Annotated in this window: 24 protein-coding genes; 14 read left to right on the top strand and 10 right to left on the bottom strand. The window is 67.4% G+C overall.

Annotation, left to right across the window (positions count from 1 at the left end; translation table 11 throughout):
- A partial coding sequence (locus OXM58_13945; protein ID MDE0149468.1) for an integrase arm-type DNA-binding domain-containing protein occupies window positions 1-851 on the bottom strand: 851 nt, incomplete at its 3' end.
- Between the two features lie 413 nt (window positions 852-1,264).
- On the opposite strand from OXM58_13945, the gene OXM58_13940 reads away from it, so the two are divergent.
- On the top strand, window positions 1,265-2,572 hold the full coding sequence (locus OXM58_13940; GenBank protein ID MDE0149467.1) for a UbiD family decarboxylase: 1,308 nt from the start codon (window positions 1,265-1,267) through the stop codon (window positions 2,570-2,572).
- Between the two features lie 42 nt (window positions 2,573-2,614).
- Here OXM58_13940 and OXM58_13935 read toward each other — a convergent pair whose 3' ends face one another.
- The 3 genes from OXM58_13935 to OXM58_13925 all read right to left on the bottom strand — a co-directional run bounded on the left by OXM58_13935 (window position 2,615) and on the right by OXM58_13925 (window position 5,331).
- Window positions 2,615-3,046 carry a PIN domain-containing protein gene (locus tag OXM58_13935; GenBank protein ID MDE0149466.1) on the bottom strand — a complete coding sequence of 144 codons (432 nt, stop codon included), beginning with the start codon at window positions 3,044-3,046 and terminating at the stop codon, window positions 2,615-2,617.
- A complete protein-coding gene (locus tag OXM58_13930) occupies window positions 3,043-3,282 on the bottom strand; it encodes a hypothetical protein (protein MDE0149465.1) in 240 nt (79 codons plus the stop codon). The genes OXM58_13935 and OXM58_13930 overlap by 4 nt, the downstream gene beginning before the upstream one ends.
- 120 nt (window positions 3,283-3,402) lie before the next feature.
- Window positions 3,403-5,331: a primary-amine oxidase gene (locus OXM58_13925; GenBank protein MDE0149464.1), complete on the bottom strand. Its 1,929-nt coding sequence runs from the start codon at window positions 5,329-5,331 to the stop codon at window positions 3,403-3,405.
- A 90-nt stretch (window positions 5,332-5,421) separates the two neighbouring features.
- Between OXM58_13925 and OXM58_13920 the strand changes: the two genes are divergently transcribed.
- Window positions 5,422-5,898, top strand: coding sequence for a MaoC family dehydratase (locus OXM58_13920; GenBank protein MDE0149463.1), 477 nt, complete (start codon window positions 5,422-5,424; stop codon window positions 5,896-5,898).
- Window positions 5,899-5,987: 89 nt separating this feature from the next.
- On the top strand, window positions 5,988-7,439 hold the full coding sequence (locus OXM58_13915; protein ID MDE0149462.1) for a hypothetical protein: 1,452 nt from the start codon (window positions 5,988-5,990) through the stop codon (window positions 7,437-7,439).
- Between the two features lie 622 nt (window positions 7,440-8,061).
- On the opposite strand, the gene OXM58_13910 is transcribed toward OXM58_13915, so the two are convergent.
- Window positions 8,062-8,847, bottom strand: a complete 786-nt coding sequence (locus tag OXM58_13910; GenBank protein MDE0149461.1) for a glucose 1-dehydrogenase — start codon at window positions 8,845-8,847, stop codon at window positions 8,062-8,064.
- A gap of 128 nt (window positions 8,848-8,975) precedes the next feature.
- Here OXM58_13910 and OXM58_13905 point away from each other — a divergent pair, with 128 nt between their 5' ends.
- The 6 genes from OXM58_13905 to OXM58_13880 are packed head-to-tail and all read left to right on the top strand — an operon-like array spanning window position 8,976 to window position 14,514.
- Complete coding sequence (locus tag OXM58_13905) at window positions 8,976-10,184, top strand: winged helix DNA-binding domain-containing protein (GenBank protein ID MDE0149460.1); 1,209 nt, start codon at window positions 8,976-8,978, stop codon at window positions 10,182-10,184.
- Window positions 10,185-10,216: 32 nt separating this feature from the next.
- Window positions 10,217-10,834: an HD domain-containing protein gene (locus OXM58_13900; protein MDE0149459.1), complete on the top strand. Its 618-nt coding sequence runs from the start codon at window positions 10,217-10,219 to the stop codon at window positions 10,832-10,834.
- The gene (locus OXM58_13895; protein MDE0149458.1) at window positions 10,831-12,069 is read left to right on the top strand and encodes a urate hydroxylase PuuD; all 1,239 of its coding nucleotides are present in this window, start codon (window positions 10,831-10,833) and stop codon (window positions 12,067-12,069) included. The genes OXM58_13900 and OXM58_13895 overlap by 4 nt, the downstream gene beginning before the upstream one ends.
- Window positions 12,066-12,989 (top strand): allantoinase PuuE, encoded by a 924-nt coding sequence (gene puuE, locus OXM58_13890; GenBank protein ID MDE0149457.1) that lies wholly within the window; start codon window positions 12,066-12,068, stop codon window positions 12,987-12,989. Before OXM58_13895 ends, puuE begins: the two co-directional genes overlap by 4 nt.
- The gene (gene alc, locus OXM58_13885; GenBank protein MDE0149456.1) at window positions 12,986-13,996 is read left to right on the top strand and encodes an allantoicase; all 1,011 of its coding nucleotides are present in this window, start codon (window positions 12,986-12,988) and stop codon (window positions 13,994-13,996) included. Before puuE ends, alc begins: the two co-directional genes overlap by 4 nt.
- Entirely contained in the window at window positions 13,993-14,514 is a 522-nt protein-coding gene (locus tag OXM58_13880) for an ureidoglycolate lyase (protein ID MDE0149455.1), read from the top strand. Before alc ends, OXM58_13880 begins: the two co-directional genes overlap by 4 nt.
- A gap of 621 nt (window positions 14,515-15,135) precedes the next feature.
- Here OXM58_13880 and OXM58_13875 read toward each other — a convergent pair.
- The 3 genes from OXM58_13875 to OXM58_13865 all read right to left on the bottom strand — a co-directional run bounded on the left by OXM58_13875 (window position 15,136) and on the right by OXM58_13865 (window position 17,998).
- Window positions 15,136-16,980, bottom strand: coding sequence for a chloride channel protein (locus tag OXM58_13875; protein ID MDE0149454.1), 1,845 nt, complete (start codon window positions 16,978-16,980; stop codon window positions 15,136-15,138).
- Window positions 16,981-17,082: 102 nt separating this feature from the next.
- Window positions 17,083-17,625 (bottom strand): thioesterase family protein, encoded by a 543-nt coding sequence (locus OXM58_13870; GenBank protein ID MDE0149453.1) that lies wholly within the window; start codon window positions 17,623-17,625, stop codon window positions 17,083-17,085.
- 142 nt (window positions 17,626-17,767) lie between these two features.
- A complete protein-coding gene (locus OXM58_13865) occupies window positions 17,768-17,998 on the bottom strand; it encodes a hypothetical protein (GenBank protein ID MDE0149452.1) in 231 nt (76 codons plus the stop codon).
- A 405-nt stretch (window positions 17,999-18,403) separates the two neighbouring features.
- Here OXM58_13865 and OXM58_13860 point away from each other — a divergent pair, with 405 nt between their 5' ends.
- The 3 genes from OXM58_13860 to OXM58_13850 all read left to right on the top strand — a co-directional run bounded on the left by OXM58_13860 (window position 18,404) and on the right by OXM58_13850 (window position 21,672).
- Window positions 18,404-19,210: a VacJ family lipoprotein gene (locus OXM58_13860; protein MDE0149451.1), complete on the top strand. Its 807-nt coding sequence runs from the start codon at window positions 18,404-18,406 to the stop codon at window positions 19,208-19,210.
- A 32-nt stretch (window positions 19,211-19,242) separates the two neighbouring features.
- The gene (locus OXM58_13855) at window positions 19,243-19,920 is read left to right on the top strand and encodes an ABC transporter substrate-binding protein (GenBank protein ID MDE0149450.1); all 678 of its coding nucleotides are present in this window, start codon (window positions 19,243-19,245) and stop codon (window positions 19,918-19,920) included.
- Between the two features lie 165 nt (window positions 19,921-20,085).
- The gene (locus OXM58_13850; GenBank protein ID MDE0149449.1) at window positions 20,086-21,672 is read left to right on the top strand and encodes a sulfatase-like hydrolase/transferase; all 1,587 of its coding nucleotides are present in this window, start codon (window positions 20,086-20,088) and stop codon (window positions 21,670-21,672) included.
- Window positions 21,673-21,677: 5 nt separating this feature from the next.
- Here OXM58_13850 and OXM58_13845 read toward each other — a convergent pair whose 3' ends face one another.
- Entirely contained in the window at window positions 21,678-22,706 is a 1,029-nt protein-coding gene (locus tag OXM58_13845; protein MDE0149448.1) for a cobalamin-independent methionine synthase II family protein, read from the bottom strand.
- 135 nt (window positions 22,707-22,841) lie between these two features.
- Between OXM58_13845 and OXM58_13840 the strand changes: the two genes are divergently transcribed.
- On the top strand, window positions 22,842-23,882 hold the full coding sequence (locus tag OXM58_13840) for an NAD(P)-dependent oxidoreductase (GenBank protein ID MDE0149447.1): 1,041 nt from the start codon (window positions 22,842-22,844) through the stop codon (window positions 23,880-23,882).
- Between the two features lie 5 nt (window positions 23,883-23,887).
- Window positions 23,888-24,775 (top strand): GNAT family N-acetyltransferase, encoded by an 888-nt coding sequence (locus OXM58_13835; GenBank protein ID MDE0149446.1) that lies wholly within the window; start codon window positions 23,888-23,890, stop codon window positions 24,773-24,775.
- Window position 24,776: 1 nt separating this feature from the next.
- On the opposite strand, the gene OXM58_13830 is transcribed toward OXM58_13835, so the two are convergent.
- The gene (locus OXM58_13830) at window positions 24,777-26,390 is read right to left on the bottom strand and encodes an NAD(P)/FAD-dependent oxidoreductase (protein ID MDE0149445.1); all 1,614 of its coding nucleotides are present in this window, start codon (window positions 26,388-26,390) and stop codon (window positions 24,777-24,779) included.
- Between the last annotated feature and the right edge of the window lie 23 nt (window positions 26,391-26,413).

The following is a 26,413-nucleotide window of genomic DNA, read 5'->3' as shown; positions in this document are numbered from 1 at the left end:
GGCAGTTCCGCCAGCACCCGCGCCGCCGCCGGCGACAGCGGCACCAGCCGCGCACCGGTCTTCGAATCCGCGAGCTTCAACTCGCCCGCTTCAAGATCGACATGCTTCCATTCGAGCGCGACGATCTCGTTGCGCCGGCACCCGGTCAGCATCAGCAGACGGATCGCCGCCGCCGGATGGACCGGCAGCCTTCCCTCCGCCTCCATCTCGTTCAGCACCGCCCCCAGGTGGCGGAACTCCGCCTCGGTCAGGAACCGCTCGCGCTTCGTCTCCTGATACTTGCGCACGTACCTGCACGGGTTGCCCCCGCTGCGCAGCTTCCACTCTTCGGCGAAGTTGAAGAGGCTGGTCCCGATCTCCAGCGCCCGGTTCGCCTGGTAGGGAATGTGGTGCAGATCGCGGTGCAGCTTGTCGATGTGCTCGCGCTCCACGTCCTCCACCGCCATGCCGCCGTAGGACGGCACGATGAAACGCTCGACCGCCCTGCGGTACGCCTTCCGCGTGCTCTCCTTGCAGCGCATGTCGACATGCTCCGCCAGATAGCGCGCGGCGAGCTCGGCCACCGTCACCGAGCCCCGCTCCACCGGGTCCTCGCCGCTCCTCATGCGGTTGAGGGTCCCGGCCGCCTTCTTGCGCGCCTGATCCGCGGTGATGACCCCGTGGCGCCCGAGCGTCACCCGGCGCGACTTCCCCTTGTGCCGGGTCTGGACGACATACATCTTCGACCCGGACGGATAGACCCTGACCCCGAAGCCCGGAATGCGGTCGTCCCAGAAGACCTCATCGCGGTCCTCGACGACAAGCGCGTCGACGGTGCGCTTGGAGATGGTGCGAAACTTCAGCTTGGCCATGCGATGCCCCTTGTTGAGAATGGTTCTCAGCGTTCCCGGTCGGCCGCCGATTTGCTATTCGTCGTAAGCGTAAGATGGGCGTAAGCGACCGGAGTCGTTCTCCAGGGTCTTGTAGCGTAGCAGAACGAGGGTTTCAAGAGGCGTCGACGTGGGCACAAGCCATTGTACTATAGGGAGTAATCATGAAAATGTCGTCTCCTGCGTCCTAAAGGCACCTCAAGGGTACTGGTGTCCAGATATCCGAAAATAGGGGTCAATTTAAGTGCCGCCGATATCGACACCCATGCGCCATCCGCCCGGATCCGCCGCGCCGCCGCCTGGCCTGCTGTCCTTTTGCATGAAGCGCTCATACTCCGTATGGAGAGGGGACGGAACCGTCATGGTATACGGGCACCGGCACGGAGGATTGCGCCATGCGCGCCTATCTGGACAGTCTGCGCGCCGCCGGCGACCTGCATGTCGTCCGCCGCGAGGTCGATCCGAAGCACGAACTGGCGGCGGTTACGGCGGCGTTCCAGAAGCGGCATTACGGCGCCATCCTGTTCGAGACTGTGCGCGGCGCCCCGATGCCCGTCGTCAGCAACGTCTATGGCAGCCGGCGGCGGTTGTGCGCCCTGATCGGGGCGCCGGACCTTGCCTTCTGCCCGGCCTGGGACCGGCTGGTGGCGCGCGCGCCGGAGCGCGCCGAATTACAGGAGGGGCCGGCCGACCGCCGCCGGATCGCACTCTCCGAGCTGCCCCACGTTACCTATTTCGAGAAAGACGCCGGCCCCTACATCACCGCGGGCATCCTGCTCGCCAAGCATCCGGAAACCGGCGTGCCAAACCTGTCCTTCCACCGCGCCATGCATGTCAGCGACGGCGAGTTGCGCATCCGGATCGGCAGCAGCCACGACCTGACGCGCTATCAGCGAGCCGCGGAAGCGAAGGGCGAGGCGCTGGAGGCGGCGATGCTGCTCGGCGCAGCGCCGGAAATCTTCCTGGCCGCCTGTGCGTCCATCCCGCCGGACGCCGACGAACTGGCGGTCGCCAATGCCGTGGCGGGCGGGCCGATTGCGGTGACGCCCTGCGAAACCGTCGGCCTGTCGGTTCCGGCGGACACCCAGATCGTCGTCGAGGGGCGCATCCTGCCCCACGAGCGCCGGCCGGAGGGGCCGTTCGGCGAGTTCATGGGCTACTACGTTCCCGAGGAAGACAACCATGTCTTCGAGGTCACGGCGGTCACGGCCTGCGCCGACCCGGTCTACCACGCCCTGGTCTGCGGCTCGCCGGAAGACCTGATCCCGCTCGAGACCGCCATCGCCTCGAAAATCTACCGGCATCTGACGGCATTGCTGCCCGGCATCGTCGACGTGTCCTGCAATCCGCAGCTGCTCAACACGGTGGTGAAGATAAACAAGCAGTATGAGGGCCATGCCCGGCATGTGCTCCTGGCGGCGTTCGGCGCGCATATGGATTACAGCAAGACCTGCATGGTGACCGACGAGGATGTCGACATCCACGACCTGAACGACGTCTGGTGGGCCTTCGTCACCCGGGGCCGGGCCGATACCCGCAGCCTCGTGGTCCCCGATGTGCCGGGCTTCTACCGCGACCCCCACAAGGACCATTGGGGCCGCCTCGGCATCGATGCCACGAAACCCTGGGGCCGCGAGGCCGAATTCGAGCGCAAGCGGATTCCCGGCGGCGATGCGGTCGATCTGGCCGAATGGCTACGCTGATCCGGCAATGAAGTCCGTCGGCCGACTCGCGCCGGTCGTCCTTCAGGCCTCGATGCGTACCGCTTGCAGTCCCTTGAAGCGGTCGAAATCGCGGTCTTCGGTGACGAGTTGGGAAACGCCGCCTTCCCGGCAAAGCGCTACGATCTGGGCATCGAAAACCAGATTTCCTACGGCGTCTGCCTCGCGAATCGCCTCGGTGAGCAGAACCGGATAGCTAGAACCGGGGCAGAGCACCGTCAGGCTCGGCGAAGCAAGCAGCCTGGACAACGCCTCACAGGCTTCGGCCGCTGAGTGCGGGGAATGGAAAAGCCTCGGATGTGTGATAACCCGCATGAACTCGCCGATGCAGAATACCGGAATCGCCCAGCGGGCAGGCGATTCGGCAAGCGCTACGACACGCGCATGGGCTGCACCGTGTTTGGGCGAATCGCTGCGATGTGCATGGACCAAGACATTGGTGTCAACCGCGATCAATCGCGTCCGTCCATTCTCTCGTGAAGCGCGTCCCGGTCGTCGAGGTCGACGCCTGCGGCTGGCGCACCCCGCTTGGTCAGGAGTTCGACCTGGAAGCCGGTCGGCCGCTCGCACGCGGGCTGCAGATAATTGCGCAGGGCGCGCTCGATCAGCCGCGTGAGCGTGTCGCCGTCCTGGGCCGCGCGCGTCTTGGCGGCGCGAAGCAGGCGACCGTCGAAGTTGAGCGTGGTCTTCATACAGAAATATGTATCCCTGTCCGCTGCACCGTCAACTTGACCCGCCATGTTCTCCCGTGCCCGGCTGTTTCCCCTGCAACCTGCGCGGTCCGGCGCCGTTCGGTCCGACTCGCGCCCCTGTCACGCCCCCGGCGGCACGTCCAGCGTCGGGTTGCGGTCGAAGAAGCCGTCGGCTTCGAGGCGGAAGCCGGTGCGGGCGACCGGCTGGACCGGCCAGTCCTCGAGCCGCGGCAGGTGCAGCAGGCCGAAGCTGTGCCAGAGAACGATATCGGTATCGCGGATCGAGCGGCCCTGCTTCACCCAGGCCGCGATGGTCTCCGAGCCGTCGCTCTGGTTGACGAAGCGGCCGGCGGGGTAGCGCTCGGCGGGATCGTAGGGCGTGCACCAGACATGGTTGAAGATGAAGGCGGCGCGCTTTTCCATCATCGTTCCGGGATGGAACCAGGGCCGCAGCATGCCGCTGGAATGCAGGCGGTAGGCCGTCGGCCGGCCCAGCCCGTTGGTCGCCGCGGCGCTTTCGACGCGCCAGAAGCGCTCGGTATCGGCGTTGCGCGTCCGGCCGCCCTCGGTCTCCAGCACCGTCTGCTCGACGCGGAAGGCGTTGCCGTTCGGGTTGCCGTCGCCCATCGGCGGCTGCACGACATTCATCTCGACCAGCCGGTTGGCGTCGCCGTCCACCGCCATGTCGAGCCGGGCGCAGAACAGGTGCTGGTGATTGGGCGCAGTGACGCCCGGCATGATCTCAGTGCTGTAGTCGGTGCCGGAGATCGCGTTCAGGCCCTGGGTGTTCATGATCCCGGTCGCCTTGATGTCCAGCTCCAGCGTCCCGTCCATGTGAAAGACCCAGTAGAAGCCGTATTCGTAGTTGCCGACCGTCGCGATCATCGAGACCAGCAGCCGGCGCGCCCGGCGGTGCTCCATCTCGTCGGTCATGTAGTCGGTATGCTTCCACAGCATGCCGTCGTCTTCCTCGTGCAGGCAGATCGCGTTGTCGACCACCACCGGCTCGCCCGAGGTCAGGTTGAACACGCCGTCGAAGTAATGGATGTTGCCGCGGCAGTCGCAGCCCAGCTTGAGCGGGTTGGCGACCTGGCCGAGGCCGTATTCGCCGACGTCGAAGGCGTTCTTGCGGTAGTGGTTGAAGGACGGATCGCCGTAGGGCACGACCATTTCCGCGATCGAGGCGCGCCAGATCAGCGGCCGCCACGGCGCCTTCTCGCCGCCGCGCACCTGGATGTCGTTAAGGACCAGCCCCTCGCGGGGATGGAACTCGACATGGAAGCGCCAGTTGGCCCAGGTGACGACCCGGTCCTCCACGGTGAATGTCGGGCCGTCGGGCTGGGCGATGTCGATCGGTTTCAGGTCGCTGCGCAGGATCTCCGCGATCTCCGGCCGGTCGGCATGGTAGTTCGAGGACGCCATCGGCACGTCGTGAACCGCGTGGTCGATGACCCGGAGGACCTCCACCTTGTTAAGGTCGAACAGCACGTTCAGGCCCTCGACCGGATGGGCGTAGCCGTTGTCTCCCGGATCCTTGCGCAGATAGACGAGGCAGTGGACGAGCCGGCGGCCCTCCTCGTCCTCGAAGCCGAAATTGCCGGCGGAGAAGGGATCGACCTGGATATGCGACAGGTCGGTGACGCCGCGCCGCTCCATCGCCGCGATGAAATCGGGGTGCTGGGGCACCGTTTCGGCGCAGACCATGAACTCGTCGACATTGATCGCCGGGCAGGCGCCGGGCGCGCCGACGGCCGCCTCCACCGCTTCCCCGGCCAGATCGACGATCAGTTCGGAGACGCTGTTGTCCGCCGTGTCGTAGATGCTGACATAGGCCTTGCGGCTGTCGCCCGCCTTGCCCGAAGCGATCTCGGCCCGGCACTGTTCCTTGTCCGGATAGTGCAGCCGGATCGATTCGAATTTCGCGGTCTCCGTCCATCCGTCCCAGGCCCGGACGATGCCGCCGGCGGCTTCGATCTCGGCCGGCGTCAGCGCATTGAGCGGATGGGTGCCGCGTTCGGTCGCGGGGGTGGTGGTGCTGGTATTCGCCATCGGTCTTTTCCCGTCGGTCTTTCCCTTGCCAAGCGGGCCTGCACCCGCCATTGATCGGCGCGTTTCTGTCACAGCACCGCCCGGAACGCCATGCCCATCGAAACCACCGCCGTCATGCCGCACACCCATTTCGAGGACTTCGAGGTCGGGCAGGAAATGGAGTACGGCCGGGCGACCGTGACCGCCGAAGAGATTATCCGCTTCGGCCGCGAGTTCGATCCCGAACCCTTCCATATCGGCGAGGAAGAGGCCAAGAACACGATGTTCGGCGGCCTGATCGCCAGCGGCATCCACATGGCCGCCATGCTGCGCCGCATGCAGGCCGACGGCTTCGCCAACGTTCCGTCCCAGGGCTCGCCGGGCTGGGACGAACTGCACTTCCTGGCGCCGACCCGGCCGGGCGACGTGCTGCACGTCCGGACCAGCATCCTGGAGACGCGCGTCTCGCGGAGCCGCCCGGCCCTCGGCATCGTCAGGATGCGCCACCTGGTCATCGACGAAGCCGGCGAGGTCAAGACCAGCGTGCTGACCACCGCCTTCTACGACCGGCGCGGGGCGGAGGTTTGAGGCCGCATCGTCGTTCGCCGGCGCGGTTGCGTCCGTGCCGGGCGGGTGCGAACATCGTCCGGGAACGAGGCGATGGGACGGCAACGCCGATGCTGCGTTCGGGTGAGGCGTATCTCGAAGGCATCCGCGACGGGCGGGCGGTCTATATCGGCAAGGAGCGGGTGACCGACGTCACCGACCATCCGGCCTTCGCCAACGCGGCGCGGATGTACGCCGCGATGTACGACCTCAAGCGCGCCGAGGACATGCGCGACGTCCTCTGGGTCGAGGACGGCGGCGCGCGGTATCCGGCGTATTTCCTGAAACCGCGCGACCGCCGCGACCTCGGGATCCGCACCGCCGCGCACCGCGCCATCGCCGCCTTCTCGCACGGCCTGCTCGGGCGCTCGCCGGACCATGTGGCGTCGTCGATTACCGGGCTCGCCATCGGATCGTCCGTGTTCGACCGCGACGGCGGCGGGTTCTCCGAACGCATCGAGGCCTATTACGAGCACGCCCGCACGCGCGATCTCTACCTCGCCTACGCCATCCTGCCGCCCCAGGGCGCGCGCAAGCCCGAACTCTACCAGAGCGCCGACCGCAGCCCGCCGACGCTGCGCGTGACGGCGGAGGACAGCGAGGGGGTCGTCCTCAACGGCATGAAGATGCTGGCGACCGGCGCGGTGTTCGCCGACGAGCTGTGGATCGGCAACATCATCCCGCTGGCGCCGAGCCAGGTGAAGGAATCGGTGACCTGCGCGGTGCCGGTGAACGCGCCCGGCGTTGCGCTGTGGGCGCGCAAGCCGTTCGGCGCGGCCCAGGGGATCGAGTTCCACAACCCGCTCTCCCACCGCTTCGACGAATCGGACTCCATGATCGTGTTCAAGGACGTGCATGTGCCCTGGGAACGCGTCTTCGTCCACGACAACCCGGCGCTCTCGCGCGACATCTATGTCGAGACGCCGGCGCACTACATGTCGAACCACCAGTCGAACGTGCGCTTCGCCGCCAAGCTCCGGCTGCTCGTCGGCCTCGCGTCGAAGATTGCCCGGTCGAACGGCGCGCGCGACATCCCGGCGGTGCGCGAAGTGCTGGCCGACCTTGCCTCGATGGAAGCGGCCTATGGCGGCATCGTCGACGGCCAGCTCCAGGCCTGCCAGCCGGCCGGCAACGGCTATGTCCACGTCAACCGGCGCTACATGTATGCGGGCATCAACTACGCGGTCGAGCATTACGGCAAAGTCTGCGACCGGGTCCGCACGCTGATGGGCGGCGGGGTGTTCCAGATGCCGGCGAGCATCGACGTGGCCGGCGACCCGGCGCTCGGCCCGGTCTTCGAGGACTACTGGTCGACGGCGGACGAATCAGCGACGGAGCGCATGAAGCTGTTCCACCTCGCCTGGGATTTGCTGGGCTCGGAATTCGCCATGCGCCACGACCAGTACGAGAAATTCTACGTCGGCCCGCGCTTCATCGTCCGCGACTACAACTTCCGCCACGTCCCCTGGGACGACTACGAGGGCCTGGTCGACTCCATCATGGCGGGCTACGGCACGCAGTGAGGGTGCGCGCGCGGTTGCGGGGCCGGTAAGGCGGCAGCACCATCCTGCACTACCTCCCTGAAGGACTCCTTTGCGAAAAGCGCACTGGCCGAATCCCGCTCTCCTTGGGGATTCCTCTGCGAAAGGGTGTGCCGGACGGGCCGCCGGGCCGGCTGTTTTTGAATGGTTGTTTAAAATCGAGTCCGCTAAGTCTTTGAAATCGTTTGGTTTTAAAATAAGACAGACCGGTCTTTCTTACGTTTTTTTTTGCATCCGGTAACCCTAACTCCTTGGAATCGTTGGAAAGACGTTATTCGGGATTGCGCAAAAACAATCCCGATAGGAAATTTTCCAGTTTTCCGGCCGAAGGGGAGCGCCGCTCGACACCAGGGGCATCACCGCCCTACAGGATCGGGGGCAGGATCAGGGGCGGCCCGGCGGATTCGGAGGTCGAACCGGATGTGGTCCGGCCGACAAGCCCAATGACGCACAGGGTAGCCGACTGGTGTCGGCCGGCCGCGGCAGGCGCACTTCGGGCGTTGACGGGACCGATATAGGGCGCGGGAATCGGCGTGTCAAGGAATATTATCGAAAAAAAGGAAATATTTTTGAAGCCCGGGGAAAGGGGCAGTGGATGCACCGCTCACATGGCGCTGACGCCGCCGTCGATGACGAGTTCGGCGCCGGTCATGAAGCGGGATTCCTCCGACGCCAGGTAGAGCACGGCGTAGCCGACGTCGCTCGGTGTGCCGATATGGCCGAGCGGCAGCTGCCGGGCCATCTTCGCCTTGATCTCGTCGGTCGTGTGCCGGCCGCTCACCTGGTTGAGGATCGGCGTGTCGACGAAGGCCGGGTGGATCGAATTGCAGCGGATGTTGTATCCCTGTCGCGCGCAATGCAGCGCGACCGATTTCGTCAGGTGCCGGACCGCCGCCTTGGCCGAATTATAGGCGGCGAGGTTGGCCGCGGCGATGATGCCGGCGACCGAGGAGATATTGACGATCGCGCCGGTCGCGCCGCTGCCGCGCACGCTGTCCGCCATCGGGCGGCAGGCGTATTTGCAACCCAGGAACACCGAATCGAGATCGACCGCATGGACCTGCCGCCAGTCTTCGAAGCTCGTCTCCTCCACCGTGCCCGGCGTGCCGATGCCGGCATTGTTGACCAGGATATGCAGCCCGCCGAAAGTCTCGACCGTCTCGGCGATCACGGCCTGCCAGCGCGCTTCGTCGGTCACATCCTGTTCCAGCGCAACGGCGCCGTCGCCGATCCCGGCGGCGACTGCCTGCGCGCCCGCCAGGTCTATGTCGGTCAGGACGACCCGTGCGCCTTCGGCCGCCAGCATTTCCGCCGTGCATTTGCCGAGGCCCGATGCGGCGCCGGTAACGATGGCGATCTTGCCGGCGACCCGGCCTCCCGCTTCCGTCATGCTTCCCGTCCGTTCCCGATAGTTCGCAAGAGGCCGTGCGCCGGCCCGGCGCTACAAAAGCCCGGTGCTTCGCCGGATGCAAGAAGCGTGAGGGCGGACCGGCGTTGCGTATTGCCGGAAAGCGGATCGTGACGCCGCTTCCCGTCACGGCCGCGCAGGGCCGCCGGCTGATCCTCGATCTCCAGGGCTTGGCCGATCCGCCGCACCGGCGCTTCGAATGCGGCGGACTGCTCGACCTCATCACGCGCATGGGTTTCGTCCAGGTCGACAGCATCCGGACGGTCGAGCGTGCCCATCACACCATCCTGCACAGCCGCAACCGGACCTACCGGCCCGCCATGCTGGACCGGCTGCTCGAACGCGACCGCAGCCTGTTCGAACACTGGACCCACGATGCCTCGGTCATTCCGACGGCCTTCTTCCCGGTGTGGCGCCGCAAGTTCCGGCGCGAGGCGGCGGCGCTGCGGCAGAAATACCGCCGCTGGCACGGCCCGGATTTCGAGGCCGAGACCGGGCCGCTGCTCGATCTGATCAGCGAGAACGGCCCGGTGCGCGCCCGCGACCTGGAACGGCGGCCGGCGCGCAACCCGCGCGGCTGGTGGGACTGGCACGCCGGTAAGACGGCGCTCGAATTCCTCTGGCGCACCGGCGAACTGGCGGTGGCCCGGCGCGAGAATTTCCAGAAGGTCTACGATCTCGCCCCGCGGGTGCTGCCGCCCGAAGCCTTCGAGGACGAGCCCGACGAGCGGGCCTTCATCGACCGGGCCTGCCGCTCGGCCCTCGACCGGCTCGGCTTCGGCACGGCAGGCGAGATCGCCGGCTACTGGAACCTGGTGACGACGCGGGAGGCCGCGGCCTGGATCGCCGCCCGGCAGGGCCGGGAGGTCATCGAAGCCGTCGTCGGGGGCGCCGATCCGGACAGCCGCCCGCGACGACTCTTTGCGCCCGCCGATCTGGAAGCCCGGATCGCGGCAACGGCCGATCCGCCGCCGGGGCTGCGGGCGCTCAGCCCGTTCGATCCGGCGGTTCGCGACCGCAAGCGATTGCGGCATCTTTTCGGTTTCGACTTCCGGATCGAAATTTTTGTCGCGGAAGCGCAGCGGCAATACGGCTATTATGTCTTCCCGCTGCTCGAAGGCGACCGGATGGTAGGGCGCATCGACATGACCGCCGACCGGGCCGCCGGTGTGCTCAACGTCCGCCGGCTGTGGCCGGAGCCCGGCGTGAGTTTCGGCACCGGGCGGCGGCAGGCTCTGGAGGGTCTGCTCAACCGCGTTTCGAGGTTTGCGGATTGCCGGGATGTGGCGTATGCGGAAAATTCGCTCCCGGACCGTTGATCCGGCCGGCGGGCCGGCCAAGGGTATCGATCATGCTCGATGAACGATCTGCTGTCGATTTCGTCCGAATGAAGGACGGTACGGCCGAGGAGTACGCCTTCCTGCAGCGCGAGGAGGCGGCCTTCGCGGCGGGCACGGCCGAGCGCGTCCTGGCGGCGCTGCGCGCGCTGCAGGACAGCATGGGCGGCTACCGGGTCTCGCGCCTCGACCATTCGCTGCAAAGCGCGGCGCGGGCCGAGCGCGACGGCGCGGACATCGACTGGATCGTCAGCGCCCTGCTGCACGATATCGGCGATGCGCTGGCGCCGCACAACCATTCGCAGCTCGCCGCGGCGGTGATCGAGCCATTCGTGCGCGCCGAATGCAGCTGGGTCGTGCGCCATCACGGCGCGTTCCAGATGATCTATTACGGCCACCATATCGGCCTCGATCCCGATGCGCGGGACCGTTATCGCGGCGATCCGAACTACCCGGCCTGCGTCGACTTCTGCGAGCGCTGGGACCAGGCCTCCTTCGATCCGGACTACGACACGCCCCCGCTCGAACATTTCGCACCGATGGTCTGCGAGGTCTTCGCGCGCACGGCCTGGGATCCCGCAGTCATCCGCGAAGGAGTCCGGCTGCCGCTCAGCCCGGCGCACGACGCATGATCGAAGCCGCCATCATCGAATGGGGCGGGCTGCTGATCCGGTGGGTTCATATCATCACCGGGATCGCCTGGATCGGCGCATCCTTCTATTTCATGCATCTCGACGCCGCGATTCGGGCCACGCCGGACATGCCGCCGGAGCAGGGCGGCGAGGCGTGGGAGGTCCACGGCGGCGGTTTCTACCAGGTGCGCAAGTTCCTGGTTGCGCCGGAGTTCCTGCCCGACCACCTGATCTGGCACAAGTGGCAGGCCTATACGACCTGGATCACCGGCTTTTTCCTGCTGGTCTGGATCTACTATCTGAGCGCCGACCTTTACCTGATCGATCCGGCCGTGATGCCGATGTCGCCCTGGGTCGCCGCCGGGCTCGGCATGGCGGGGCTGGCCGCCGGCTGGCTGATCTACGACCAGCTCTGCAAGTCCGGGCTGGGCGCGAACGACACGCATCTTTCCATCGCCTGTTTCGTCCTGGTCGTCGCCGCGGCCTACGGCTTCCAGTCCGTATTCAGCGGGCGCGGCGCGCTGATCCATACCGGCGCCTTCATGGCGACCATCATGTCGGCCAACGTGTTCTTCGTGATCATCCCCAACCAGAAGGTTGTGGTCGCCGACCTGATCGCCGGCCGGGCGCCGGACCCGGCCCTGGGCGAACAGGCCAAGCAGCGCTCGGCGCACAACAACTATCTCACCCTGCCGGTCCTGTTCCTCATGCTGTCCGGCCACTACCCGCTGACCTTCTCGACGCCCTACGCCTTCGTCATAGTCGCCCTGGTGTTGATCGCGGGCGCCCTGATCCGCGTCTATTTCAACCACCGCAACGCCGGGAAGGGCGAATTGTGGTGGACCTGGGCCGTGGCGGCGGTCTGCCTCGCCGCAGCGGCGGCGATCAGCCTGTCCTCGACGCCGCTCGGCCGGCAGGCGCTGGCGATCGCGCCGAAGATCGACGGCGGGGTGCCCATGCAAACGGCCGCCGCGCCGGACGAGATTACCGATATCGTCGCCGGCCGGTGCAGCATGTGCCACGCCCGCCGGACGAGCTATCCGCTTGTCGGCATGGCGCCGAACGGCCTCCTTCTCGACACGCCCGAGGCGGTCGCGCGCCACGCGCAGTCGATCTACCTGCACTCGGTGCTGACGACGGCGATGCCGCCCAACAATGTCAGCGGCATGACGCTCGCCGAACGCCGGCAGATCGCCGCCTGGGTCGAAGGGCGGAGCAAGGAGAGTGACCGATGACAGGGCCGGCCGCCTACGACCGCGACCTGATCGGCTACGGCCGCACGCCGCCGGCCGTTGAATGGCCGGGTGCGGCTCGGGTCGCCGTCCAGTTCGTGCTGAACTACGAGGAGGGCGGCGAGAACTGCATCCTGCACGGCGATCCCGCTTCCGAAACTTTCCTGTCGGAGATCGTCGGCGCCGCGCCGTTCCAGGGCGCGCGCCACATGTCGATGGAGTCGATCTACGAATACGGCTCGCGCGCCGGGGTCTGGCGCATCCTCAAGCTGTTCCGCGACCGGCAGGTCCCGCTCACCGTCTTCGCCGTCGCCATGGCGCTGGAACGCCATCCCGACGTGGCCGACGAGGTGCTGAACGACGGCCACGAAATCTGCTCCCACGGCTATCGCTGGATCAACTATCACGGCATGCCGGAAGAGGAGGAGCGCGAGCATATGGCCCGCGCCATCGAGATCCAGACCCGGATAACCGGCGAACGGCCGCTCGGCTGGTACACCGGCCGGACCAGCGCCAACACGCGCCGGCTGGTCGCCGAAGAGGGCGGCTTCGTCTACGACTCCGACGATTATTCCGACGACCTGCCCTTCTGGAGCCGGGTGGTGGACCGGCCGCATCTGGTCGTGCCGTACACGTTGGATAACAACGACATGCGCTTCGCGGTGGCCCAGGGCTTCAACAGCGGCGACCAGTTCTACGCCTATCTCAAGGACGCCTTCGATACCCTGTACGAAGAGGGCGCGGCGGCGCCGAAGATGATGTCGGTCGGCCTGCACTGCCGGCTGGTCGGGCGGCCCGGCCGCTTCGCGGCGCTCAGGCGGTTCGTCGACTATGTCCTGTCTCACGACCGGGTGTGGATCGCCCGCCGTATCGACATCGCCCGCGCCTGGATCGAACGGTTCCCGCCCGAAGAGGCTGCATGACCGAGACACCTGAATTCGCCACCCGCTTCGTCAACCTGGCATCGCCGAAGATGGGCACGGAGGCTGTGGCCTGCTCCGACGATTTCTTCGCCCCGATGGCGCGCATGCTGCAGGACCACGATCCGGTCTGGATCCCCGACAAATACGACGACCGCGGCAAGTGGATGGACGGCTGGGAAAGCCGCCGCAAGCGCACGCCGGGCCACGACTGGTGCCTGATCCGGCTCGGCGTGCCGGGCATCGTCCGCGGCGTCGATATCGATACCACGCATTTCACCGGCAACTATCCGCCCGAAGCGATGCTCGAAGGCTGCCGGAGCGAAACCGAGCCCGGTGACGGCGCCGAATGGACGACCCTGGTGCCGCGCTGCGCGCTCGGCTCGTCCTGCAACAATTTCGAGGCGTCGACCAACGGGATGCCGGTCAACTGGCTGCGGCTCAACATCTATCCGGACGGCGGCGTGGCGCGGCTGCGCGTTTACGGCGAACCGGTCGTCGACTGGGACGCGGTCGCCGACGACGGCGCGATAGAGCTTTCCTCGCTGAAGAATGGCGGACGGATCGTCGGCTACAACGATGCCCATTACGGCGACGTCGCGGCGCTGCTCTCCGCCGGCCGCGGCAGGACGATGGGCGACGGCTGGGAGACCCGCCGGCGGCGCGAACCGGGCCACGACTGGATCGTCATCGCGCTCGGCCATCGCGGCCTGATCGAGCGGATCGAGGTCGATACCGCCCATTTCAAGGGCAACTTTCCGGACCGCTGCTCGGTTCAGGGCGCCGTTGCCGGCGCTTCGGGCGATGGCAACGGCGACGAGGCGTTGCTCGCTGCCGCCGGCGGCTGGACCTTCCTTCTGGAGCAAAACAAGCTGGAAGCCGATTCGATCCACGTCTTCGACGCAGGGGACATGGCGTCCGCCGGGCCGGTCGATACAGTGCGCCTGAACATCTATCCCGACGGCGGCGTGTCGCGCTTCCGCGTCTTCGGCCGGCTCGACCGCCGATGACCGGAATCCTGCCCGTATCGCTTTCGGCCGAACCGCTGACCGGGGAGGCCTTCGCGCCGTTCGGCGATGTCATCGAACGGGCGGACGCGCAGCGGCTGCTCATCAACGAAGGCACGACGGTGCGGTTTCACGACCTGGCGGCGGTCGATGTCGGCCGCGACGGCGGCCATCCCCTGATCTCGATCTTCCGGGCGCAGCCGCGCCCCGCGCCGATCGCCATCCGGATGATGGAGCGGCACCCGCTCGGCTCGCAGGCGTTCTATCCGCTGGCGCCGCACGATTGGCTGGTCGTCGTGTGCCGGGGTGCATCGGCGCCGGACCCGTCGACGCTCCGTTGCTTCCGCGCGACCGGCGAGCAGGGAGTCAATTACCGGCCCGGCACATGGCACCATCCGCTGCTCGTTCTGCGGCCGCAGGACTTCCTGGTGGTCGACCGGGGCGGCCCGGGGGACAACCTCGAAGAACACTGGTTCGGAACGCCGGAGTCCGCTGCGGTTGCGGCAATCATTCCTGACTGAACGGCGATCGGGCGGCGCCGGCGGGTGCGGCGCATGTCAGGTGACGGTTTGCGGGTTTCGGCCGGCGTGGAAGGCGGAACTTTGCCGCTAACCTGTTTTTTATAATAAATTTTTATGCTCTCCGGCTGAATCGTCAGGCGGGCCCGCCGACAATATGCTCGGGCAGGAATTCGCGCCGGATTTGCTTCGATTGCGGCGCCGGCCGAACGCAACCGGGCTGACCAAAGGCCCGCGCGAAGCGTTCCGTCTTGTGGATAACTTTGTGCGCAAATGCGCGGCCGCGGGGCCATCCCGATCCTCCGGGCGGTCGATCGATCCGGCTCCTGCGCGATCCGGCGGTCTCGGCAGGATGCAATTGTTGTAAAGTAACCGTTTGTTTCAAAGCGTCTTTTTTCGCCGGAAAAAGTGTTTATGCACGTTATTTCCGGACGCGGCCGCAAGGCGTTGCGCCGGTCTCCCCGACCGGTCCCGACCGGGCCTTCACCGGGTGCGCACGCACCGGGGAATCGTTCCTCCGGAGCGCCGCTGTCATCGCCCGGGAACGGAAAAAATATTCCTTCGAAACGCCCAACATTTCCTCCGGGCATGCCCTGCGCGGCGGCCGTTCCCGCAACAAAATGGCTACAGGTCGCGGGCGGCCCGATGGGCGTCGCGATAGGCGACCATGACGTCGCGCTGCCGGACCTCGCCCCTCAGCACCCTGTCGGTTTGACTGCTGACCACCGGCAGCATCGTCTCCGCCGTGCGGGAGAACACCTGCATGGCTTCATCGACATTATCGGATTCCAGGAGGAAAGGCGGCGTATCCATCACATGCTCGACCGATCCGCCCGCGCTCGGCGCCGCATCGAAACCGAAGGCGAAGAGATCGGCCAGGCCGACCCACCCGCGCAGACGGCCGTCGTCGTCCACCACATAGACCGGCCGGTCGGGCACTTCGATCAGCATCGTCCGGGCGTCGGCAACCGAACAGGCCTCGTTCATTGCGGGGACCGCCGTTTGCGCCAGGTCGGCCATGGTCGTTCGGCGGATCGTTTGTTCCGCAGGATCCATCTCGGCCATGACGCCGCGCTGACCGAGCTGCCAATGGAAGAATGACCGCCCGAACACGGCCCGGGCGATGACGGAAGCGATCACGACCGCGAACATCACGCCCAGCGTGACCTTGTAGTCGCCGGTCAGTTCGAAAATGATGAGGATGGTCGAGATCGGCGCGCCGAGTACCGCGCCGGAGACCGCGCCCATGCCGACCAGCGTGTACGCGCCGCGGTCGGAGGCCAGTTCGGGGAAGATCGAAGCCGCCACCGTGCCGAACGCGGCACCGACCATGGCGCCCAGCATCAGCGACGGGCTGAAGACCCCGCCGCCGAAACCGCTGCCGATGGACAGGCCGGTTGCCGCGATCTTCGCCACGATAATGCCGAAGAGCAGCCAGAGGCCGAACTCCCCGTTCAGGGCCCGGTCCGTCGCTTCATAGCCGACGCCGAGCACCTGCGGAAACAACAGCGCGATGGCGCCGACCGCCAGCCCGGCGATCGCGGGGCAGCCCCAGGCCGGCACCCGGCTGCGCGTGGCGACGTAGCTCACCGCGATGATCGCACCCATCATCGCGACAGCGGCGATGGCGGCCGTTACGCCCAGCAGGGCGAAGGCCGGAAATTCCCAGAAGGAAACGAGGGTGTATTGCGGTTTGATAAAGGCCGGAAAATCGCCGAAATGGATGCGCGATACGATGGTCCCGGTCACCGACGCCATCACGACCGGGGCGAACGCCTTCAAGCGATAGTGGCCGACCACGACCTCAAGCGCGAACAGGGCGCCGGCGAGGGGCGCGTTGAACGACGCCGCGACGGCCGACGCGACCCCGCATCCGAGCAGGGTCAGCATGTTGCCCCGGCTGTAGCCGAGCCGCTTGCCCACAGCCGAAGCGAGTCCGGCCCCCAGCAGGACGACCGGACCTTCCCGGCCGACCGAGGCGCCGCCGCCGATCGACGCCGCATTGGCCAGCGAGGCCAGCGCGACATGGCGCAGCGACATGCGCCCTTCGTGCAGGGCCGCGCTCTCGATCACATCGGCGACGCCCTGGGGCCGGCCGTTCGGCATCAGGTAGCGGATGAACAGCCCGACCAGCAGCCCGCAGGCGGCCGGGGCCAGCAGCACCTGCCACCACGGCAGGGCTTGCGCAGCGGAAAAGAGCTTCTCCGCCGACTCGCCGTAGAACAGGAACTGGATCCAGCCGATCAGCAGCCGGAAGCCGACCGCGGCATAGCCGGCAAGGCCGCCGACCAGCAGGGCGAGCAGGGCGATCTGCATTTCCTCGCCCCGGATCCCGCGGGCAAGCTGGGCCAGACGCGCACGGGTTTCGCCGGCAACGGCCCTGCGGAGCCGCCGCTGACCGGCGCTCGCCGGGGCGCTGTCGCCGCCCGCTTCCGGCCGGCCGTTCCTCTCGTCGCGGTTTGCGGCCATCGCCGCGGTATCGCATGGCGGCAACGCCAATGCCAACAGGCACGGAGCGGAGAGGCGCCGGCGGCTCCACAGAAACCGGCCGCCGGGGCGACCGGCGAAAACTCAGGAAGCCTTGCGGCGGCGGATGCCGATCTTCCGGCCGGCGTGGTCCGGCCAGGGCATGTCCCGGTGGGCGTCGCGGATTCGCTCGAGCGGAACCCTGAGGTCGTCGCGGAACGGCGCCATCCTGCGGGACGTCATATCCATATGCGCGCTGATCCACTCGGCGGCGGCGCAGAGATCGCCCGTCCGGTCGTCGACCATATAGATGAGGAGGTGGAACCGCTTTTCGTCCAGATCGAGCATCTGGACCTCGAAGCGCAGCGGATCTTCCAGCCTGACTTCGCGAATGTAGGAGAGATGGACTTCCAGCGCGAAGGTCGAAACCCCGTGCGTCTCGCGGTAGGGCTGCGTCAGGCCGATCCGGTCGAACAGCGCATCCAGCGCCAGGTCGAACGCCAGCAGGTAATAGGCGACGTTCATGTGGCCGTTATAGTCGATCCACTCCGGCTGGACGGCGGACCGGTGGACGACCAGCCGCTCGTTCCTGCGAATTTCGAGGCCCGGGCCCGCAGGGTCCCGGGGCGGACGTAACGGTGCTGACATGGTGCGAGCGCGATCGGGGGGAGGGGAGACCGGAGGAAGAACCGCAAAGGGCCTGCGAGGCGGGTATCAGATGCCACGCCGCCCGCGGCCGGCGCAAGCCGGACAGCGCCGCGCGGATCGCCACCGTGGCGGGGAAGCCGTCCTATCGGCCGTCCTGCGATGGATCGTCAATGTCGTCATAGCCCCGGCGCGCGCTGTAGAAGACCAGCGCCATCAGACCGCCGCCGACGATCATGGAAAGCGTCACCCCGGCGATCAGGGCCAGGTAGCCGTGCCCGGTCATGGCGGCGCCGTCCAGCCCCGACCAGATATGCCAGGCCGCCGCCGCGGACAGCACCAGAATTCCGAAAAGGACCGCGATCAGCAGCTTCATTCCCATGTCCCCGGCTGCCCGGTCCGTCTGCCGGGTTCTGCGGATCGGCCTCGCACGCCCGGTACCGGAACTGGTGTACCGGAAGGGGTGCGGCAGACTCGATTCGGCAGTTGGGCCCAGCCGGCCGCAATTTCGCTGTGACGAACTGACCAAGGGCCGGGAGTCCCGGCCGGCGCGTTGTTATTCGGTTCAATAAGACCGGCGTGCGCCGCCCCGCCAAAATAAGGCCGCAAATCGCGATATTATGGGCAGATAAATACCGATACTGCGCTGTTACGGCGTGGAATTCGGCCTCGCAGTATGCTAACCGCATGCTTCGGCGCGCACCGCAAGACCGGCAGAAAAAAGGCGGCGGCGCGCGCAGCAGGGGGGTGTTGCGTGATAGCAACAACAGGACGGAGCCTGTTGGCGGCTGCGGCTATTTCGCTGGCTGCCTGCGCGACTCAGGACGGCGCCAATCTCGGCGGCGGCCTTTACGATCCTGCGGAAAACGTCAATCGCGCGACCTTCGAATTCAACAACAAGCTGGATGAGGCGATCGGCGAGCCCGTCGCCGTAGCATATCGCGACGCGCTCCCCAGGGGGGTCCGGGACGGCATTCGCAACTTCGCCGACAACCTCAATTCGCCGGTCGTCTTCATCAACAATTTGCTGCAGGGCGAATTCGGGCGCGCGCAGGTGACGCTGGCCCGCTTTGTCGTCAATTCGACGGCGGGCATCGGCGGCGTCGCCGATGTCGCAACAAAGGCCGGCTTGCCCGGCCGCCGGGCGGATTTCGGCGAAACCCTCGCGGTATGGGGAGTCGGCTCCGGTCCCTATCTGGTCGTTCCGTTTCTCGGACCGTCGACGACGCGCCATTTTGTGGGCCGCGTCGCCGATGTTGCGGTCAACCCGATCGGCTACCTGCTGGCGACGACCGACTACGCCTGGGTCGGACTCGTCGAGCGGACGGTCGAAATCATCGATCAGAGAGAACGCCTGATCGAAGCGGTCGACGGCCTGAAGAAGACGTCGCTGGATTTCTATGCCTCCGCGCGAAGCAGCTACTGGCAGGCCCGCCTTGCCGAAATCCATAATGGCAGGATTCTGCCGGGGGCGCCCGGTGACGACGATATCGACATTGACGACGAGGAAGAACCCGAGTTGAAGCCGGTCGCCGCCGCGCCGAAGCCCGAGGGAACCGAAGCGCGCCGCGCCGCCATCAGCCAATGAAACCTGCCACTATCCGTCGAGAGATACCGTCTATGACCCGGGTGAACGCTGACACCAACGCTTCGCGGCCCCAAATCGGGAGAGTGCGCGGCACGGCGCTTGCCGCTGTCATGCTGATCGCCGGCGCCCTTTCGCCCGGCGCAGCGGGAGCGGCGGACGCGCCCGTCAATTCGATCCAGAAGGGGGAGGCGATTATCCGTTCCCTTTCGCAGACGGTTTTTACCGTTTTGCGCGATAACGGCGATCGCCGTGCACAGGAAGCGACCTTCCGCACGCTGTTCACCATGTATTTCGACGTGCCGCGGATCGCGCGTTTCGTCCTCGGCCGCGCCGCCTGGTCGAAAGCTTCAGCCGACGAACGGGCGCAGTTTCTCGAATTGTTTCTGCACTATGTCGTAAAGGTCTACACAATAAAGCTCAGGCGCTACCGGGACGGGAATTTTGAGGTCATCGCTGCTGGACCGGACCGGACCGGCGTTGTCGTCACCACCAGGATGGTCGGCCTGCGCAGCGGGCGGCCGTTTCACATGAAGTGGCGCATGCGCCCGTCCGGCGGAACGCTCAAGGTCCGCGATATGGTGTTCGAGAATGTCTCCATGTCGCTCAACCAGCGCCGGGAATTCGCCTCGGCCTATCGGCGCTACGGCGGCACCATGGCCGGCCTGCTCCGGGCCATGCGCATGAAGATGGCGGAACTGGACGGGCAATAGGTCCTTTGCCGGCCGGCGGTACACCGCGCCTGCGCTTCGGTCCGCCGGCAAACGGCGCAGCGGGTGGCGCATGGCATCGTGCACCTTGCCGATGTTGCGGCTGCCGCCTATAGGGTCCGGTCGATCCGGTCCGCCGACAAGCCGATACTCCGCATGGGCCCCGCTATGGGCAAAGTCCGAAACGTCCTGTTCATCATGTGCGACCAGCTGCGGGCGGATTACCTGTCCTGCATGGGCCATCCGACGCTCGAGACGCCGCATATCGATGCGCTGGCGGCCAGGGGCGTGCGCTTCACCCGCGCGTTCACCCAGTCGTCGGTCTGCGGCCCGTCGCGCATGTCCTTCTACACCGGCCGCTACATGGTCACCCACGGCGCGAACTGGAACCGGGTGCCGCTGCCGCTGCATATCCGCACGATGGGCGATCACCTGCGCACGCTGGGCGCGCGGGTCGCGCTGGCCGGCAAGACGCACATGCAGATCGACGAGCCCGGCCTCGACCGGCTCGGGATCGACAGGGCCTCGCCGCACGGCGTGCTGGCGACCCAGGCCGGCTTCGAGCCCTTCGACCGGGACGACGGCCTGCATCCGGGCGGCTACGGCGCGAAGGACTTCGCCTACAACCGGTATCTGAGGGAACAGGGCTATGAAAGCGACAACCCGTGGCAGGACTATTGCGCCAGCGCGCTCGACGCCGGCGGTAATGTGGTCAGCGGCTGGGAGATGCGCCATGCGGGCCTGCCGGCGCGGGTGAAGGAGGCGCACTCCGAAACGGCCTACATGACCCGGCGGGCGCAGGACTTCATGGAGGAATGCGGCGACGGGCAGCCCTGGTGCCTGCATCTCTCCTACATCAAGCCGCACTGGCCCTATCTGGCGCCGGCGCCCTACCACACGATGTACGGCCCCGGCGATATCCTGCCGGCGGTGCGCAGCGCGCGCGAGCGCCAGACCAGCCATCCGGTCTACGCCGCCTTCCAGCAGCATGAGGACAGCCTGAATTTCAGCCGCGACGCGGTGCGGGAGACAGTGATCCCGACCTACATGGGGCTGGTCAGGCAGATCGACGACCATCTCGGCAAGCTGTTCGGCTGGATGGAACGGGCCGGCCGGATGGACGACACGATGATCGTGCTGACCTCGGATCACGGCGACTATCTCGGCGACCACTGGCTCGGCGAGAAGGAACTGTTCCACGATTGCGTCCTGCGCCTGCCGATGATCGTCTACGACCCCGACCCGGCGGCGGATGCGAGCCGCGGCGCGCAGGATGGCCGATTCGTCGAATGCATCGATATGCTGCCGACCTTCTACGAGGCGATGGGCGGCGACCCGGCGGAGCAGGACCACTGGATGGAGGGCCGTTCGATCCTGCCGCTCCTGCGCAACGGCGATGCGGCCGGCGACTGGCGCGACGCCACCTTCTCGGAATGCGACTATTCCTACCGCGGCGCCCGGGACGCGCTCGGCCTGCGCGCCCACCAGGCCAAGGCGTATTGCATCCGCACGGCCGACTGGAAATACATCCTCTACGAGGGCTTCCGGCCGCAGCTTTTCGACATGGCGAACGACCCGGACGAACTGGTCGATCTGGGCGAGAGCGAGGAACACGAAAGCGTTCGCGCCGGACTGCACGAGCGGCTGTTCCACTGGCTGCGCACCCGCCGGACCCGGACGACCAAATCCGACCGCGAGATCGAGGATGCGCTCGGCATCGCCAGGAAACGGGGTGTGCTGATCGGCGTGTGGTAGGCGCGCTACGCCGCTGCGCGGCCCTGCTGCCCTTCGTACAGATCCCGGCCTTCGACCAGGGCGCGGATCTTGGCGTCGGCGACCGGGCGTTTGAGCATCCAGAAGCCGCAGTCCGGATGAATCCAGCGCACCCGGCCTTCGCCGAGCAGCCGTTCGGCGCGTTCGATGGCGCGGGCGATGCCGTCGGCGCTCTCCACCTCTGTCGTCTTGATGTCGACGACGCCGAGACCGAGGCCGATGTCCGGGCGCAGGCCCCGGAAGGCGGCAAGTTCGTCGGGCGGCCGGTGGGCGACTTCCATGACGATATGGTCGGCGTGGAGCGCGTTCAGATAGTCGATCAGCCGGTCCCAGCTGCCCTTCTGGATCGACTGGCCGCCGTAATTGCCGAAACAGAGATGGACCGCCGGCAGGCCGTCAACCGCGTCGAGCACACGGTTGATGGCTTCCGCCGCCCACTGCCATTCCTCCGGTGCGCCCGGCAGGTTGGCCTCGTCGACCTGCACCACGTCGGCATCGAGATGGCGGACCTGCTCGGCCAGCACATCGGCGATTGCGAGGGCGAGCGCCGGCACGTCCGGGTAGTGGCGGTTGACAAGCGTCTTTGCCAGCATGTGCGGGCCGGTCAGCGTGAACTTTAACGGCGACTGCGTCAGCCGCCGCGCCATCCGGCACGCACCCGGCAGGTCGAGATGGCCGGCCGAGACCGCCCCGGTCACGATGCCGGGCGGCCGGCTGCGGAACTGCATACCCGGCTGGGACCGGTAGCGCGTCAACTCGTCGAAGTCGATTTCGGTCGCCACACCGCCCATCGGCCGGACGAAATATTCGATCATGCCGTTGGTTTCGGGATGGTTCGGGTCGAAACGGTAGAGCTCGCCGTCGCACACCAGGTCGATGCCCGCCCGCTCCTGGGTGTGCAGCACGACCCTCGTCGCGTCGGCCAGCGCCTGCTCCGACGGGCACTGGATCAGCCAGTCGGGCGCCGGGTAGGAACCGACGACAGTCGTCCCGATGCGCGGGCTGTCGGCTTCCATTGCCGTCTCCTTCAGCCTATTCCCAAATCCCGGTCAGAATGGCAGGATTCGGGACATCGCACAATCGAGGCAGGCTGCAAGGCGCGCGGGAACGGCGCGGCTCGCCCGCTTCGATAGCGGGAAAGAGACGGAGCGATGGCAGTGCACGACGCGGCCGGTCTGCCCGCGGGATTTGCCGACGAGGCGGAACTGGAAGAGTTCATGACCCGGCCCCCGGCGGCGCTGGTGCGCGACCTGGAATCGGTCGACGGCGACATCCTGATCCTCGGCGTCGGCGGCAAGATGGGGCCGACGCTGGCGCGGCTTGCCCGGCGCGCCGCGCCCGACAGGCGGGTCATCGGCGTCGCGCGCTTCTCCGATCCGGCGGTCGAGCAGAAACTGCAAGCCTGCGGCGTCGAGATGATTGCCTGCGATCTGATGGATCGGGAGGCGGTCGCCGCGCTGCCCCGCTGCCCGAACGTCATCTTCATGGCCGGCCGCAAGTTCGGCACGGCCGGCGCGCTTCCGCTGACCTGGGCCATGAATGTCGCGATGCCGGCGATCGTCGCCGAGACGTTCCGCGACAGCCGGATCGTCGCCTTCTCCACCGGCAACGTCTATCCCTTCGCCCGGGTCGCGGAGGGCGGTTCGCGCGAGTCTGATACGCCCGGTCCGATGGGCGAATATGCGATGAGCTGCCTGGGCCGCGAGCGCATGTTCGAGCATTTTTCCGAGCAATACGGCACGCCGGGCCGCATCGTCAGGCTCAACTACGCCATCGACATGCGCTACGGCGTGTTGCACGACATCGGCAGCAAGGTGCTGGCCGGAGAGCCGGTCGATCTGACAACCGGCAATGTCAACGTCATCTGGCAGGGCGACGCCAACAGCCATGTCCTGCGCTGCCTCGCCCGATGCACCGCGCCGACGACGCCGATCAACGTGTCCGGCCCGGAGACGGCCAGCGTGCGCGCGCTCGCCCTGGCTTTCGGAGAGCGGTTCGGCCGCACGCCCCGGTTCGAGGGGGCCGAGGCGGAGCAGTGCTGGCTGGTCAATTCCGGCGAGGCGGCGCGCCTGTTCGGCAATCCTTCGGTGCCGCTTCTCACGATGGTCGACTGGGTGGCCGAATGGCTCGTGGCCGGCGGCGGCGCCTATGGCAAACCGACCGAATATGCCAGCCGGGACGGCGCGTTCTGACCGTCATGGCGGCAACGACCGAATCGCTCCGGCAGATTGACCTGTCGCCCGTCCATGCCGAAGCCGGATTCAATCTCTCCTCCCTGATCGGCTGGAACCAGACTGCGCAGGACTGGCGTTTCGTGCTGGCGCGCGGGGACGGCGTCGGCCTGCTGGACGCCGACGAAACGCTGGTCGCCACGGCGATGGCGCTGCCCTATGGCCGGTTCGCGTGGATCTGCCTGGTGCTGGTCGCGCCCGATTATCGCCGGCAGGGCATCGCCACCCGCCTGATGGACGAGGTGGTCGCGCGGCAGGACGCCGCCGGCCGGGTACCGGGCCTGGACGCCACGCCCGACGGGCGCACGGTCTACCGGCGGATCGGCTTCCGGGACGTTTACCGCCTCGGGCGCTACCGGGGGGAATCGGTCGCCGCGGCGCCCGAAGCACCGGATGTGCTGCCGGGGCTGTTGCGGGACGAGTTGCGCGTGCGGCCGCTGGCGGCGGCCGACCTGGCCCGGATCGCGGCGGTGGACCGCGGCCTGTTCGGCGCCGACCGGATGGAGCTGCTGTTCCATTTGCGCCGCCGGCAGCCCGGCGCCGCCTTCGGCGCGTGGCGCGAGGGCCGGCTCGCCGGTTACGCGCTGGCCCGGAACGGCCGCGAGGCGACGCAACTCGGCCCCCTGGCGGCAATCGACGATACGGTGGCGCAATCGCTCGCCGCGGCGGCGCTCGACGCGGTGGCAGGACCGGTCTACATCGACGTCGCCGAGACCCGCGCCGATTTCATCGCGTGGCTGGAGGCCAGCGGCTTCGCGCTGCAGCGCCCCTACATCCGCATGGTGCGCGGCCGGGAGGCCGGTTTCGGCGACCCGGCGTGGCTCTACGCCATCGCCGGTCCGGAACTGGGGTAGGTTACGCCGCCAGTTCGGCGATGCGCCGGGCCGCGGGCGGCGGCAGCCAGTCGCCGTCGAGCCCGAGGTCGTGGAATATGGTCTGCGCTGCGTTGTAGCCCGGCAGCCCGGTGATATTGCCGCCGGGATGCGAGGACGAGCCGCAGAGATACAGGCCCCCGATGCAGGTGCGATAGTCGCCCGCGCCCTCGAACGGCCGGTGGTAGCCGATCTGCCCGTCGGTAAAGGCGCCGACCAGGAGATCGCCGGCGGCCATGTTGGGAAATTCCCGCTCGATATCGAGCGGGCTGCGGGTGAAGCTGCCGCTCACCGAATCCCGCAGGCCCGGCGCGTATTCTTCCCACAGGTCGAGCATCGCCGCGCCATGGGCGTCTTTCGCGGCGTCCCAGTTCGCCGGGTCGCCGTTCAGGGCGTAGGGCAGCTTCTCCCACATGAAGGCAGTGTGCCTGCCGCCGGCGGACTGGCCGGGGTCGAACTGGGTCGGGCAGGCGCCCCACATGACCGTCGGCGGAAAGGTGCCGGCTTCGTGATGGCGCACGATGTCGTCGAACTGGCGGACATGATCGAGGCCCAGCACCGTCATGAACGGCCGGGCCAGTTCCGGATACCGTTCGGCCGCGGCATAGGCCGGCGGCGCGTCGAGCGCCAGGTTGAGGGCGAAGAGCGGCGCCAGAAGGTTGTAGCGGAAGGCGGCCGCCTTTTCCCGCCAGCTGCCGGGCAGGGCATCGGCATCGATCAGGTCGAGAAAGGTTTGCTGCGGATTGAGCGACGAAGCGATCAGCCGGCGGGCGCGGATGCGCCTGCCGTCGGCGGTTTCGACACCGATCGCCCGGCCGTTTTCGACCAGAATGCGCCGGGCGGCGGCGCCGGTTGCGATCCGGCCGCCCGCGGCCGTCACCGCTCGGGCCAGCGCGCGGCCGAGGGCGGCGCTGCCGCCGGCCGACATCTGCGCCTTGGACGGGTTGGCGAGCAGGAAGGCGATATGGTGGCCGAAGCCGCGGATCCGCAAATCGACTTCGCGCAGCCCGTTGAAGAACAGCAACCCGGCCTGGATGACCGGGCTCTCGAACTCCCGATGGACGAACTCCAGCGGGCTGAGCGCGCTGACCTCGAGCAGCCGGCGCCCCTCGGCGCTCCGCTCCAGGAGGGCGCGCCGCTCACCGGGCGGGATCGGCGGCGACGTCGCCTCCGGGATCAGGATCCCCTCGACCACCGGGCCGAATTCGTCGAACCAGCGCCGCAGGGTGCGGGCGTCGCGTTCGCTGACCTGGGCGAAGGATGCCACCGTGCGGTCGATGTCGGTCCACCACTCCAGCGCGCCGCCGTCCCGGGTCAGCATGGCGACGTTCAGTTCCGGCTCGATCATGCGGGCGCCGTGGCCCTCCAGATCGAGGTCCCGGTACCAGGGCATGGCGTCGATGGCGCGCAGGAAGAAGGCGTGCGAATTGTGGATCAGCCCCGGATGGAGCGGATCCTCCATTGCGGCGAGGCCGCCGCCGGGCTCGTCCCGGCGTTCGACGGCTACGGTCTCCAGCCCTGCACGCGCCAGATAGGCCTGCAGGATCAGGCCGTTGTGGCCCGCTCCCAGGATAATGGCGTCGTAGGTTTCGTCCATTCAGGGGCCTCGGCGGCGGCCCG

The organism is Rhodospirillaceae bacterium, assembly GCA_028819475.1.
In the GTDB taxonomy this organism is placed as follows: domain Bacteria; phylum Pseudomonadota; class Alphaproteobacteria; order Bin65; family Bin65; genus Bin65.
The sequence above is the reverse complement of the archived record's forward strand: the minus strand, read 5'-3'. Positions and strand labels throughout refer to the sequence as shown.

What these genes read in the sequence shown, in the direction of transcription:
- OXM58_13940 (MDE0149467.1), top strand. Translation starts at nt 1,265, where the DNA reads ATGCGCGCCTATCTGGACAGTCTGCGCGCCGCCGGCGACCTGCATGTC.
- OXM58_13930 (MDE0149465.1), bottom strand. Translation starts at nt 3,282, where the DNA reads ATGAAGACCACGCTCAACTTCGACGGTCGCCTGCTTCGCGCCGCCAAG.
- OXM58_13925 (MDE0149464.1), bottom strand. Translation starts at nt 5,331, where the DNA reads ATGGCGAATACCAGCACCACCACCCCCGCGACCGAACGCGGCACCCAT.
- OXM58_13920 (MDE0149463.1), top strand. Translation starts at nt 5,422, where the DNA reads ATGCCCATCGAAACCACCGCCGTCATGCCGCACACCCATTTCGAGGAC.
- OXM58_13915 (MDE0149462.1), top strand. Translation starts at nt 5,988, where the DNA reads ATGCTGCGTTCGGGTGAGGCGTATCTCGAAGGCATCCGCGACGGGCGG.
- OXM58_13910 (MDE0149461.1), bottom strand. Translation starts at nt 8,847, where the DNA reads ATGACGGAAGCGGGAGGCCGGGTCGCCGGCAAGATCGCCATCGTTACC.
- OXM58_13900 (MDE0149459.1), top strand. Translation starts at nt 10,217, where the DNA reads ATGCTCGATGAACGATCTGCTGTCGATTTCGTCCGAATGAAGGACGGT.
- OXM58_13895 (MDE0149458.1), top strand. Translation starts at nt 10,831, where the DNA reads ATGATCGAAGCCGCCATCATCGAATGGGGCGGGCTGCTGATCCGGTGG.
- puuE (MDE0149457.1), top strand. Translation starts at nt 12,066, where the DNA reads ATGACAGGGCCGGCCGCCTACGACCGCGACCTGATCGGCTACGGCCGC.
- alc (MDE0149456.1), top strand. Translation starts at nt 12,986, where the DNA reads ATGACCGAGACACCTGAATTCGCCACCCGCTTCGTCAACCTGGCATCG.
- OXM58_13880 (MDE0149455.1), top strand. Translation starts at nt 13,993, where the DNA reads ATGACCGGAATCCTGCCCGTATCGCTTTCGGCCGAACCGCTGACCGGG.
- OXM58_13875 (MDE0149454.1), bottom strand. Translation starts at nt 16,980, where the DNA reads ATGGCCGCAAACCGCGACGAGAGGAACGGCCGGCCGGAAGCGGGCGGC.
- OXM58_13870 (MDE0149453.1), bottom strand. Translation starts at nt 17,625, where the DNA reads ATGTCAGCACCGTTACGTCCGCCCCGGGACCCTGCGGGCCCGGGCCTC.
- OXM58_13865 (MDE0149452.1), bottom strand. Translation starts at nt 17,998, where the DNA reads ATGAAGCTGCTGATCGCGGTCCTTTTCGGAATTCTGGTGCTGTCCGCG.
- OXM58_13855 (MDE0149450.1), top strand. Translation starts at nt 19,243, where the DNA reads ATGACCCGGGTGAACGCTGACACCAACGCTTCGCGGCCCCAAATCGGG.
- OXM58_13850 (MDE0149449.1), top strand. Translation starts at nt 20,086, where the DNA reads ATGGGCAAAGTCCGAAACGTCCTGTTCATCATGTGCGACCAGCTGCGG.
- OXM58_13845 (MDE0149448.1), bottom strand. Translation starts at nt 22,706, where the DNA reads ATGGAAGCCGACAGCCCGCGCATCGGGACGACTGTCGTCGGTTCCTAC.
- OXM58_13840 (MDE0149447.1), top strand. Translation starts at nt 22,842, where the DNA reads ATGGCAGTGCACGACGCGGCCGGTCTGCCCGCGGGATTTGCCGACGAG.
- OXM58_13835 (MDE0149446.1), top strand. Translation starts at nt 23,888, where the DNA reads ATGGCGGCAACGACCGAATCGCTCCGGCAGATTGACCTGTCGCCCGTC.
- OXM58_13830 (MDE0149445.1), bottom strand. Translation starts at nt 26,390, where the DNA reads ATGGACGAAACCTACGACGCCATTATCCTGGGAGCGGGCCACAACGGC.